Raw genomic sequence first — 11,769 nt, 5'->3', positions numbered from 1 at the left:
CTTCCGGGCGCGAGAGTTCAGGGCGGGGGGTGCCGAACGGGTTTCACGTGGAACGAAGCAACGCGAAACCCGTTTGGCATTTTACCCACCGGTTCAGCGATCGGCACCCTGGAGGTCGGCGGCGGTCTGCGCGAAGAAGTGCAGCTCGTGCGCGCTCGAGGCCTCGAACGCAATCCACATGTTCCGCCGGGTCCGCTCGTCGGCGGCATCGAAAAGCCTCCGGCACACCTCGATGGCCCGGGCCGTCGACTCGTCGAACCCGGGGGAGGCGTAGGTGGAGAGCCAGTCGTTGTACGGGTGCGCGGCGTGGTTCGCCGCGGCAAGCCGCGCCCCGACGTCCTGGTAGATCCAGAAGCACGGCAGCAGGGCCGCTACCAGCACCGGGTAGTCGTCGGAGCAGGAGAGCAGGTGGTTCAGGTAGGCGGTGGTGGTGCCGCTGGGCGCCGGAACCCGCTCGTCAAGCCGCCCGCGGTGCAGCGCGAGTTCCTCCTCCAGGCAGCCGCTGGCGTTCGCCGCCCAGAACCGCTGGTCGACGGTCTCCGGGGCCAGCTCCGAGGCCCGGGACATGACCCGCGCGTAGGTGCGCAGATACAGGGCGTCCTGGCCCAGGTAGTCCTCGAAGTCGGCGCGCCCCAGCGTGCCGTCCTTGAGCCCGCGGATGAAGGCCAGCTCGTCGATGCCGGTGCGGATCGGCTCGATGGCCTCCCACCACAGCCACATGGAGTCCTCGGCGGAGGCCGGCTTCTGCCCGGCCCAGAGCGGCCCCAGGTGGTTCACCGGGCCGTGCCCGCTGCCCACCCGGAGGTCGTCCGCCCCGGCGATCGCCGAGGTCAGCCAGCGCTTGGCGGCGATCAGCGAGGCCGTCCAGTCCCCGGTCCGCGCGTGGAACGTTGCAAGCGCCGAGGAGAAGGAGCACCCGGTTCCGTGCGTGTTCGCTGTGTCAAGGCGCGGGGAAACGACCTCGTGCAGCAGGCCCGCGGCGTCGATGAGCGCATCGGGGCACTCGGCGCCTTCCAGGTGCCCGCCCTTGGCCAGCACCAGCACCGAATACTCGGCCGCCACCCCGCGGGCCTGGGCGATGACCTCCTCCCAGGTGGTGGCCAGCGGTGCGCGGGCAAGAACCGCGAGCTCGGGGATGTTCGGGGTCAGCACGTCGGCGTGTTCCATGAGCCGGCGCAGGGAATCCTCGGCCTCGGCGTCAAGCAGCCGGTCGCCGCTGGTGGCGACCATCACCGGGTCCAGGACCACCGGCACCGGGCCGGTGCGGCGCAGGTCGGCCAGCCAGGCGGTGAGGGTGTCGATGACCTCGGTGTTGGCCAGCATGCCGATCTTGACGGCGTCGATCGCTATGTCATCGGAGACCGCACGCAGCTGCTCGTCCAGGAAGCGCGCCGGAGGCACGTGTACCGAACGCACCCCGTGGGTGTTCTGCGCCGTGAGCGCACTGACGACGGCCATCCCGTAGCCGCCGCAGGCGGCTATCGACTTCAGGTCCGCCTGGATGCCGGCCCCGCCGGAGGGGTCGGAACCCGCGACGGAGAGGATGTTCCGGACGGTGTCCCGGGTGCCTTCCCGTGTTGCGCGGCTCATCGGGTTGCCTCCGTCCAGGCGCCGAGCAGTTCGGCGCCGGCCGCCTGCGGGTCGGGGGCCGCGCAGATCGCGCGGACCACTGCCATGCCTGCGGCACCGCCGACGGCGATGCCCCGGACATCGGAGAGGCCAAGGCCGCCGATGGCCACGACGGGCAGCCGGCTCAGGCCGACGGCACGGGCCAGTCCCGCGTGGCCGATCGGCTCCGGGTGGTCCTTCTTGGTGGGGGTGGCGTGCACGGCGCCGACACCCAGGTAGTCGATGGTTCCGGGGGAGCGGGCCTCAAGCTCGTTGGCCGCGGCGATCTGCGCGTCCTTGGAAGCGCTCAGGCCCAGTACCGCGTCGGGGCCGATGAGTTGGCGGACCAGGTCCGCGGGGAGGTCGGACTGGCCGATGTGCACACCCTGCACGCTGGCGCCCGCGGCGCGGGCGGCCAGGAACACGTCGACCCGGTCGTTGACCAGCAGGTCGGCCCGACCCTCGGTGTGCACCGCGCACTTGCGGACCACCTCCAGGAACCGGGCGGCGGGCATGTCCTTGCAGCGCAGCTGGATCACCCGCACGCCGCCGGCGACGGCAGCGGCGACGACCTCCTCCAGCGGGCGGCCTGCTGTCGAGGCCGAATCGGCCACCAGGTAGACACCGGGATCGCGCATCATGCCTGCACCGCCTTTCCCGAGACGTCCTGCGGGCCGACCAGCGAGAGCGCGTCCAGGAAGTGTGCCGCGAAGGATCCGGGCCCCTGGGCGAGGGCCTCGGCGCGTTCGGCGGCTGCCGAGTAGAACGCGTGGGCGGCGACGGTCGCCACCAGCGCGTCGTCGTGCACCGCCAGGAACGCGGCACAGATGGCCCCGAGGGCGCACCCGCCGCCCGTCACGCGCGTCAGCAGGGCGCTGCCGCCGTGCACCAGCACGGTCCGCACCCCGTCGGTCACCAGGTCGCTCGGTCCGGAGACCGCAACCACGGCCCCGGTGCGCAGGGCCAGTGCGCGGGCATGGTCGGCCGCGGATTCCACCGAATCCGTGGATTCGACGCCGCGCCCGCCGCTGCCGGACTCGGCAAGCACCATGATTTCCGAGGCGTTGCCGCGGATGAGGCCGGGGGACATCCCGGCCAGCTCGAAGGCCAGCTTGGTGCGGATGCCCAGGGCGCCGACGGCCACCGGGTCAAGCACCCACGGGGTGCCCGCGGCGTTGGCGGCGGCGACGGCCTCAAGGGCCCCGGCACGCTGCTCGGCGTACGGGGTGCCCAGGTTGACCAGGGTGCCAGAGGCGAGCGCGGCGAAATCGCCGGCCTCCCCGGGCAGGTCCACCATGGCCGGCGAGGCGCCGGAGGCCAGCAGCACGTTCGCCGTGAAGTTGGCGACCACGGTGTTGGTGATGCACTGGACCAAGGGGGTCGAGGCGCGCAGGGCCGACACACAGTCGGCCAGCCCGCCGGGGCTTAGAACAAATGAAGGCGCAATGGATTCCATTAGCAACATCCCTCCGCTAGTACGAACTAGATCAGGTGCGACGGGTCTTATCTCAGTGCGGCGCAGGCGCCGGACACCCCGTGTCACTATGCGCGAGCCTATCCCACGGCCCGGGCCCCGGCGCAATGCGTGTCGCCGGGCCGCACCCCCGGGCGCGGCAGACTGTCCACCGCGGCCCGGTGCGCCGTAGGCTCTGGGTATGGGCATTTTTCCTTACACTTCCGAACCCGTGGCTCCCCTGGGGAGCGCGGCCTCGAACGAGCTTGAGCTTCCCCGGGTCGTTGCGGAGGACCCGGCCCGCATCGTCGAGATCGTGGAGGCCATGCACGACGTGGTCTCCACGCGCCTGGCGCACCCGCGGCGCTTCAGGGCCTCGCAGCTCAAGGCCCTGGAGCGCATGCTCGATGCGCACCAGCAGGACTTCCTCGATGCGCTGGCCGACGACCTGGGCAAGAGTGCCGTCGAGGCGAAGCTGACCGAGATCGACATGGTGCGCGCGGAGATCGACCACGCCCAGCTGCACCTCTCGGAGTGGATGGAATCCAAGGCCGTGAAGATCCCGCTGGCGCTGCACCCGGCCGCGGCAAAGATCGAGCCGCAGCCGCTCGGCGTGGTGCTGGTCATCGGCCCGTGGAACTACCCGCTGCAGCTGATGCTCGCCCCGCTGGTGGCCGCCATCGCCGCCGGCAACACGGCGGTGCTCAAGCCCTCCGAGCTGGCCCCCGCCACCTCGATCGCCCTGGGCAAGCTGATCCCGCAGTTCCTCGACCAGCGTGCCTACGCCGTGGTCCAGGGCGGCGCCGGCACCAGCAAGGTGCTCCTCGAGCAGCAGTTCGACCATATCTTCTTCACCGGCGGGGAAAAGGTCGGAAAGGTGGTGGCGCGCGCCGCGGCCGAACACCTCACGCCTGTCACCCTGGAACTCGGCGGGAAGTCCCCGGCTGTGGTGATGGACGGCTCCCACGCGGCGGTGGCCCGGCGCCTGGCCTATGGGAAGTTCATGAACGCCGGGCAGACATGCGTGGCGCCGGACTACGTGCTGGCCGTCGGGAACGCTGCAGAGGCCCTGGAGAAGCAGCTGGCCAAGGCCATCACGGGGTTCTACGGCAAGTCCCCGCTGCAGAGCCGCGACTACGGGCGGATCGTGAACCGGGCGCACTTCGACCGGCTGGTCTCCTACCTGGGCCAGGGGGAGGTGGTGTTCGGCGGCGGCTACGACGAGGCGGCGCTGAAGATCGAGCCCACGGTGATGGTCAACGTCGACCCGGATTCCCCGCTCATGCAGGAGGAGATCTTCGGGCCGATCCTGCCGATCCTCAAGGTGGACAGCTTCGACGCGGCGGTGCGCTTCATCAACTCCCGCCCCAACCCGCTGGCGGCCTACCTGTTCAGCGAGAACCCGCGGCTGCAGTCCTCGTTCGGCGACCAGGTACGCGCCGGGGCGATAGTGCACAACGCCCCGAACCTGCACCTTGCAGTCCCAGCGCTGCCCTTCGGCGGCGTCGGGGCCTCCGGCATGGGTTCCTACCACGGCCGCCACGGCTTCGAGCGGCTCTCGCAGATGCGCCCGGTCATGGTCAAGACCGCGGTCGCCGACACGCTCAAGGCCATCTACCCGCCGTACACCTGGGCGAAGTCCAAGATCATCGACAAGCTGCTGTAGCAGCGCGGGAATCCGTGCAACGACGAGGGCGGCCGGCGCGAACCGACGTGGTTCCCGCCGGCCGCCCTCATGTGTGGCTTCCGGGATGCTTGGCTAGGCGCCGAGGACCGAGTCGACGATCGTCTTCGCCTCGGCCTGCACCCGGGCCAGGTGCCCGTCGCCGAGGAAGGACTCGGCATAGATCTTGTACACGTCCTCGGTGCCCGAGGGGCGCGCGGCAAACCAGGCGTTCTGCGTGGTGACCTTCAGGCCGCCGATCCGCGCCCCGTTGCCCGGGGCCTCGGTCAGGCGCGCCGTGATCGGCTCGCCGGCCAGCACATCCGCCGAAACGTCGCTTGCCGAAAGGCTGCCGAGCCGCGCCTTCTGCTCGCGGGTTGCGGGGGCATCGATGCGCGCGTAGCTGGGCGCGCCGTGGGCCTCGACAAGGCGTGCGTAGTGCGCGGACGGGGTGGAGCCGGTGGTTGCGGTGATCTCGCTGGCCAGCAGGGCCATGATGATGCCGTCCTTGTCGGTGGTCCACGCCGTGCCGTCCTTGCGCAGGAAGGAGGCGCCGGCGGATTCCTCGCCGCCGAAGGCGCCGGAGCCGTCCAGCAGGCCCGGCACGAACCACTTGAAGCCCACCGGGACCTCCACGAGCCTGCGACCGAGGCCCGCGGCGACTCGGTCGATCATCGAGGAGGAGACAAGGGTCTTGCCGATCGAGGCGTCGGCGCGCCACCCGGTGCGGTTGGCGTAGAGGTAGTCGATGGCGACGGCCAGGAAGTGGTTCGGGTTCATCAGCCCGGCATCCGGGGTGACGATGCCGTGGCGGTCGGCATCGGCGTCGTTGCCCGTGGCGATGTCGAAGGAGCCGCGGCGGGCGATCAGCGAGGCCATGGCGGCGGGCGAGGAGCAGTCCATGCGGATCTTGCCGTCGGTATCCAGCGTCATGAACGAGAAGCGCGGGTCCACCTCCGGGTTCACCACCGTGAGGTCGAGCCCGTGGGTGTCGGCGATCGCCGCCCAGTAGTCCACGGAGGCCCCGCCCATCGGGTCGGCGCCGATGCGCACGCCCGCGTTGCGGATCGCGTCCAGGTCAAGCACCGAGGGCAGGTCGTTGACGTAGGCGGACATGAAGTCGAAGGAGCCGATGGCCCCGGCCAGCCGGGCGGCACCCAGCGGGGTGCGCTTCACCCCGCGCAGCCCGGCGGCGAGCAGCTCGTTGGCGCGGCCGGCGATCCACGAGGTGGCGTCGGTGTCCGCGGGGCCGCCGTGCGGCGGGTTGTACTTCAGGCCGCCGTCGGCCGGCGGGTTGTGCGAGGGGGTGATGAGGATGCCGTCCGCGCGGGCCGCCGAGGGGTCCCCGTTGTGCACGAGAACCGCGTGGCTGAGCGCCGGGGTGGGGGTCCAGCCGTTGCGCGCGTCGGTCCGGATCGCCACGCCGTTCCCGGCCAGGACCTCCAGCACGGTGTCCTGGGCGGGGTCCGAGAGCGCGTGGGTGTCCTTGCCCACGAAGAGCGGCCCGGCGATCCCCTGGCCGGCGCGGTACTCCACGATGGCCTGGGTGATGGCGGCGATGTGGTCCTCGTTGAAGGAACCGTTCAGCGAGCTGCCGCGGTGCCCGGAGGTCCCGAAGGCCACCTGCTGGGCGGGGTCCGCCGGGTCCGGGTGGATGGAGAAGTAGGCGTCGCGAACCGCGGAAAGGTCGATCAGGTCAGCTGGCGTTGCCGGGGTGCCGGCTCGGGGATGGGACATGAACCCATGTTCTCATGCGGCCCCCCGGCGGCCGCGGTTCACCGGGCCGTCTTGATGACGTGCTCGGCCAGTTGGCGGGCGGGCCCGGTCAGCAGGGTGTCCGGGACCCGGTGGCCCTCGCCGTCGATGGACAGGAACCAGGTGAATGCGTCTCGGACCGGCCCGGGATCGGCCTCGGCGTCGAGGCCGCGGAGCTGTTCCAGGGCCCCGCGCGCCAGGCGCACCCAGGGTTCGTCCTCCGGCGGGGAGTCGTGGACGTGGAGTTCCAGGACGCCGGTGCGGGAAAGGCCCGCCACCCCGCCGCTGCGCCGCACCTGCACGATGAACAGCTCGTTCATGGCCCTACGCGGCTTCCCGTTCGTCGAGGGCCAGGGGAACGACCCCCACCCCGGCCCAGGCCGCGGCCAGCGCCTTCTCCTCCACCGAGCCGGCGCCGTGCCCCCGGCGGGCCTGCTGGAGGGTGTGCCCGGCGAAGGCCGCGAAGTCGGCGTCCTCCGGGAGCGAGCCGGAAGCTATCACGTTGAACCACACGGATCCCGCCCGTTCCCAGGCTCGACCGCCGAGTGCCGTGGCGAAGAGGTAGAACGCGTGGTTGGGGATGCCGGAGTTCAGGTGCACGCCGCCGGAGTCCTCGCCGGTGTGGATGTAGCCGTCCATGTGGGCGGGCTGCGGGTCGCGCCCCATGATGGGGTCGTCGTAGGCGGTGCCCGGCGCGGCCATCGACCTCAGTCCCTTGGCATTGACCCGCGGGTGGAACAGCCCCTCGCCGATGAGCCAGCTGGCATCGGCGGCGTCCTGGCCGGCGACGAACTGCTCCACGAGCGCCCCCAGGACGTCGGCGATGGATTCGTTAAGGGCCCCGGACTGGCCCCGGTACTTCAGGTTTGTCGTGTATTGGAGCAACCCGTGGCCCAGCTCGTGGGCGATCACGCTGAGCGAGGAAGTGAAGGAATTGAAGATCTCCCCGTCCCCGTCGCCCATGACCATCTGCGTGCCGTCCCAGAACGCGTTGTCGTACTCGTTCCCGTAGTGCACGGTGCCGCGCAGGGCCAGGCCCGCCCCGTCCAGGCTGGAGCGCCTGAACTGTTCGGCGAGGAACGCGTGGACCGCACCGAGCCCGTCGTAGGCCCGGTTGACGTCCGCGTCCCCGACGGGCGGCTCGCCCTCGGAACGGGCCGGGACGCCGGGGGTCACCTCGATGCCCTGCGCATCGCTGATCGTGCGTTCCAGGCGCCCGGAGGGGTCGAAGAGGATCGCACGGCCGGGGGCTTCCCCCATCTGGCGTTCGTGGCGCAGGGCCTGGTCGAGCAGCAGCGTCTGCCGGGCGCGGGCGGCGATGCGGGTGCGCATCCGGGGCCCGACGGGGTCCGTTTCCTCGCCGGCGGGCGGACGGGCGATGAATTCGCGCACCGATGCCGGTGCTTCCCAGGCCCCGTCGCAGGCCGCCAGCGATGCGAGCAGGTACGGCGGCACCGCCCGGTGTTGGCTGTGGTCGTTCGGGGATCCCATCATGGTTGAGTTGGCCATGGAGCCAACTCTTCCACCGGATCCTGAGTGGCCGGTGTGAACCCGCTGTGGTGGCCGGATGGATACAGTGGAGGGTGAAACCGCGCGCGAAGGCCGCCCGCGGTTGCCGTTGGGAGCTGGCCATGAACGACGCGAAGGACGCGAACAACGACGGGAACGGGCCGTCCTTTTCCGACCCGCATGACCCGAGGTGGTCGCAGGGCGCCACGCCGGCTCCCGCACCCGGAAGCCAGCCGGGCAGCCTGCCGGGTCCCGTCGGGAACCCCTACGGGGACCAGCCGTTGTACGCCCCGCCCGGCACCCCGCAGAACCCGTACGTGAACCAGCCTCCCTACCCGCCGCAGGGAAACCCGCAGGCAGGGCACCAGCCGCAGCCGATGTACCAGCCGCCCCTGCACCAGCCACCCATGCACCAGCCGCAGGCCACGGGCGTTTCGAACGTGCTGGGCATTGTGTCGATGGTGGCCGGCATCCTCGGGCTTGTCACAAGCGGCATGCTGTTCCTGCCGCAGCTGGCGGCCGTGGTGTGCGGGCACCTGTCGTTGCGCCGCGAGCGGCCGCACCGCGGTTTTGCCATTGCCGGCCTCGTCACGGGCTACGTCGGCCTCGCCATCGGGTTCCTGGCCATCGCGGGCCTCGCCGCGGCGTTTGCGGGAGTTGCAACCCTCGGAGCCTAGGCGGGCGTAAGCCGCGGGGAATCCCGCGAACCCGTCCGCAGGAACAAAAAACGGTGGTTCCGCTTCTGCGGAACCACCGTTTTGCGTCGGGTCGGCGTGCGCCTTAGCGGACGTCGCCCATCAGCTTCTTCAGCGGACGTGCGCCGATGGCCAGGGCGAGGCCCAGGACGATCGCGGTTCCGCCGAGGGAGAGGAAGTAGGCGATCTCGTTGCCCTCGGTGTAGAAGCCGGCGAGGATGCCGGCGAGGGTGGTGCCCAGCGAAATGGACAGGAAGAACAGCGCGATCATCTGCGTGCCGAACACGGCCGGGGCCAGCTTGGTGGTCACGGACTGGCCGATCGGGCTCAGCAGCAGCTCGGCCACGGTGCAGAGCAGCAGGATGCCCGCCAGGGCCAGCAGCGGGGTCTTCTCGAAGGACTCAAGCGGGATGAAGGCCAGGAAGGCCAGGCCCACGATGAACAGCGAGAGCGAGAACTTGACCACGGTGCCCGGCTGGCGGGTGCCCATCTTGGTCCACATGGCGGCGAAGGCTGCCGCCAGGATGATGATGAAGACCGGGTTGATCGACTGGACCCAGGAGGCCGGGACTTCCCAGCCGAACAGCGAGCGGTCCAGGCGTTCCTGCGAGTACACGGCAATGAACGTGAACTGCTGCTGGAACAGCGCCCAGAACGCGGCCGAGGCGATGTACAGCGGGATGAAGGCCAGCACGTGCTTGCGTTCGGTGCTCGTGATGCGCTTGGAGCGCAGCATGATCGTGAAGTAGACGACCGAGGCGATGATGACCGCGTAGGCGATGGTCACGGCCAGGGTTTCAACGGTGACGATCTTCAGCGCGAAGAGCGCCACGACCAGGACGACGAACCCGGCCAGGATCCCGAGGTACTTCTTGCGGTCCTTGGCCGGCAGCGGGTTGATGACCTGCTGGACGGATGCGGGCAGGTTCTTGCGGCCCATCATGTAGATGACGACGCCGACGGCCATGCCGATGGCCGCGGCGGCGAAGCCCACGTGGAAGCCCCAGGACTTCTGCAGGAAACCGGTCAGGATCGGGCCGAGGAAGCCGCCGATGTTCACGCCCATGTAGAAGATGGAGAAGCCGGCATCGCGGCGCGTGTCTTCCTTGGAGTACAGGGAGCCCACCAGTGCCGTCGCGTTGGCCTTCAGGCCGCCGGAGCCGATGGCCACGAGGACCAGGCCGACGGCCAGGCCTGCGGCGCCGGGGATGACGGCGAGGCCGATGTGGCCGGCCATGATCATGAAGGCCGCGTACAGAAGGACCTTTTCGGATCCGAGGAGGCGGTCGGCGACCCAGGCGCCGAGGATGGTGCTCAGGTAGACGGCGCCGCCGTAGGCGCCGACCAGCGAGAGCGCCAGTTCCTTGGGGAGTCCGAGTCCGCCTTCGGAAACCGAGAAGTACATGTAGTACGCGAGGATCGCTTGCATGCCGTAGAAGGAGAAGCGTTCCCACATCTCGATGCTGAAGAGGTTCGCCAGCGTGCGGGGGTGGCCGAAGAAACCAGTCGAGGACTGATCCTTAGGCAGGGTGGTTGTAGACATGGTTCAATTTTTCTCCTGTGAGGCGCGTCATGCCTACTTTGTTGACCAATCTCACATTCCGGAAAGTTGCGCCGCGAGGGCCAGCAGCTGTACCTCGGAGCCGGCCCGCCCGATGAGCTGCACTCCCATGGACAACCCGTCGGCGGTTGTCAGCGTGGGAACCGTGATGGCCGGCAATCCGGAGACATTCACCATGGAGGTGAAGGGCGTGTACTGGCACTGGCGCATGTAGTCGGTGTCGGCGTCCTGCGAGGTGTAGTAGCCGATTTCCGGGGGAGTGTGGGCCATCGCCGGGGTCAGCACCACGTCGTAACGACCCCACTGCGTGCGGAAGTCGGCGGCGATCTCCACCAGCGTTGCGGCAGCGGCCCATGAGACCGCGGCCTCCCGCTTGGTGGCCCGCTCGCGGAAGGAGCGCGCCAGCGTCCCCAGCTTCGACTCGCTGCCCGGAGGCAACGGCGCGGAGGCCAGGCCCGAGGTCCACACGGTGGAGAACGTCTCGGGATAGCGGGCGTCGTAGTAGATTTCCGCCTCCTCGATGTGGTGTTCATGCCGGTTCAGGGTCTCGATGGCCAGGTTCAGGGCCGCGTGCGATTCGGGGGACAGCGCAATCCGGTAGGCCGAGGCGAACGGGCTGTCGGTGCTGACGCCGATGCGCAGCCCGCGCAGGGAATCGATGCCGCCGGATCGCAGCAACTCCAGGATCGTGCCCTGCCCAGGGTCGACCATGGCGTCCATGAGCAGGGCCGCGTCAAGGGCAGTCCTCGCCAGGGGGCCGGACACCGTCAACCGCGGTGCACCGAAGGCGTCGGTCGTTCCATCCAGCACGTCGCTCGGGATGGTTCCGAGCCCCGGCTTCAGGCCGACCAGCCCGCAGGCCGAGGCGGGAATGCGCACCGACCCGCCGCCGTCGTTGCCCGGGCCGAAGGGAAGCATGCCGGCGGCCACCGCCGCTGCCTCGCCGCCGCTGGAACCGCCGGCGGACAAGGCAGGGTTCAGGGGATTCCGGGCCGGCGGAGCAATGTCGTTTTCCGAGTGGCAGCTCAGGCCGAATTCCGGGACCTGGGTCTTCCCGAGGGAGATCGTGCCGGCCTTCGAGAGCGTGGCCACCAGGGCGTTGTCCTGGGCCGCGTCCACAGCCGGAAGCGCCGCGGTGCCGTAGGTCGTGGGAACGCCCGCGACATCCAGGAGGTCCTTGTAGGCCAGCGGCATGCCGTGCAGCGGACGCAGTGGTTCCCGACGTGCGGCGAATTCCTCGTCGGCACGCCACGCTGCGTCCATGGCCCGTTCAGCGGTCACCGTGACGAAGGAGCCCAGCGATGGGTTGAGAGCCTCGATGCGGCCCAGGAAATGTTCTCCCGCCTCGCGTGCGGAAACCTCCCCGGCCGCGAGCGCATCACGGAGTTCCAGTGCCGTGAATCCAGAAATCTCGCTCATGGTGGTTTCCTCCGGTCGGGGACGGGTGCTGAATGCGTGCCGGGAGGCCGCAGACGGCAGCGGCACCGGTATCTCGACATTAGTACGAGTCGCCCGAAGCGGCACG

General features: G+C 69.9%; 10 protein-coding genes and 1 riboswitch. Of the genes, 2 read left to right on the top strand and 8 right to left on the bottom strand.

Annotation, left to right across the window (positions count from 1 at the left end; translation table 11 throughout):
* Positions 1-93 precede the first annotated feature (93 nt).
* From ACSYDW_RS14895 to thiM, 3 genes are all read right to left on the bottom strand, one after another.
* Positions 94-1,590, bottom strand: a complete 1,497-nt coding sequence (locus tag ACSYDW_RS14895) for a bifunctional hydroxymethylpyrimidine kinase/phosphomethylpyrimidine kinase (RefSeq protein ID WP_438339520.1) — start codon at positions 1,588-1,590, stop codon at positions 94-96.
* The gene (gene thiE / locus ACSYDW_RS14890; protein WP_438339519.1) at positions 1,587-2,249 is read right to left on the bottom strand and encodes a thiamine phosphate synthase; all 663 of its coding nucleotides are present in this window, start codon (positions 2,247-2,249) and stop codon (positions 1,587-1,589) included. Before thiE ends, ACSYDW_RS14895 begins: the two co-directional genes overlap by 4 nt.
* On the bottom strand, positions 2,246-3,064 hold the full coding sequence (gene thiM / locus ACSYDW_RS14885) for a hydroxyethylthiazole kinase (RefSeq protein ID WP_438339518.1): 819 nt from the start codon (positions 3,062-3,064) through the stop codon (positions 2,246-2,248). Before thiM ends, thiE begins: the two co-directional genes overlap by 4 nt.
* Positions 3,056-3,155, bottom strand: a riboswitch (TPP riboswitch). Its footprint overlaps the gene before it by 9 nt.
* A 108-nt stretch (positions 3,156-3,263) precedes the next feature.
* On the opposite strand from thiM, the gene ACSYDW_RS14880 reads away from it, so the two are divergent.
* Positions 3,264-4,727: an aldehyde dehydrogenase family protein gene (locus ACSYDW_RS14880; RefSeq protein ID WP_438339517.1), complete on the top strand. Its 1,464-nt coding sequence runs from the start codon at positions 3,264-3,266 to the stop codon at positions 4,725-4,727.
* A 93-nt stretch (positions 4,728-4,820) separates the two neighbouring features.
* Here the strand turns inward: ACSYDW_RS14880 and pgm are convergent, their stop codons facing one another.
* The 3 genes from pgm to ACSYDW_RS14865 are packed head-to-tail and all read right to left on the bottom strand — an operon-like array spanning position 4,821 to position 7,988.
* Positions 4,821-6,461, bottom strand: coding sequence for a phosphoglucomutase (alpha-D-glucose-1,6-bisphosphate-dependent) (gene pgm, locus ACSYDW_RS14875; RefSeq protein ID WP_438339516.1), 1,641 nt, complete (start codon positions 6,459-6,461; stop codon positions 4,821-4,823).
* A gap of 38 nt (positions 6,462-6,499) precedes the next feature.
* Positions 6,500-6,799, bottom strand: a complete 300-nt coding sequence (locus ACSYDW_RS14870; RefSeq protein WP_438339515.1) for a protealysin inhibitor emfourin — start codon at positions 6,797-6,799, stop codon at positions 6,500-6,502.
* A 4-nt stretch (positions 6,800-6,803) separates the two neighbouring features.
* The gene (locus tag ACSYDW_RS14865; protein ID WP_438339514.1) at positions 6,804-7,988 is read right to left on the bottom strand and encodes a M4 family metallopeptidase; all 1,185 of its coding nucleotides are present in this window, start codon (positions 7,986-7,988) and stop codon (positions 6,804-6,806) included.
* Positions 7,989-8,110: 122 nt separating this feature from the next.
* On the opposite strand from ACSYDW_RS14865, the gene ACSYDW_RS14860 reads away from it, so the two are divergent.
* The gene (locus ACSYDW_RS14860) at positions 8,111-8,665 is read left to right on the top strand and encodes a DUF4190 domain-containing protein (protein ID WP_438339513.1); all 555 of its coding nucleotides are present in this window, start codon (positions 8,111-8,113) and stop codon (positions 8,663-8,665) included.
* 103 nt (positions 8,666-8,768) lie between these two features.
* On the opposite strand, the gene ACSYDW_RS14855 is transcribed toward ACSYDW_RS14860, so the two are convergent.
* Together ACSYDW_RS14855 and ACSYDW_RS14850 are read right to left on the bottom strand one after the other, a co-directional pair.
* On the bottom strand, positions 8,769-10,226 hold the full coding sequence (locus tag ACSYDW_RS14855) for a peptide MFS transporter (protein ID WP_438339512.1): 1,458 nt from the start codon (positions 10,224-10,226) through the stop codon (positions 8,769-8,771).
* A gap of 51 nt (positions 10,227-10,277) precedes the next feature.
* The gene (locus tag ACSYDW_RS14850) at positions 10,278-11,663 is read right to left on the bottom strand and encodes an amidase (RefSeq protein WP_438339511.1); all 1,386 of its coding nucleotides are present in this window, start codon (positions 11,661-11,663) and stop codon (positions 10,278-10,280) included.
* Between the last annotated feature and the right edge of the window lie 106 nt (positions 11,664-11,769).

The organism is Paeniglutamicibacter selenitireducens, from assembly GCF_051550675.1.
Classification (GTDB): domain Bacteria; phylum Actinomycetota; class Actinomycetes; order Actinomycetales; family Micrococcaceae; genus Paeniglutamicibacter.
This window is presented reverse-complemented; position numbering and strand designations above follow the sequence as displayed.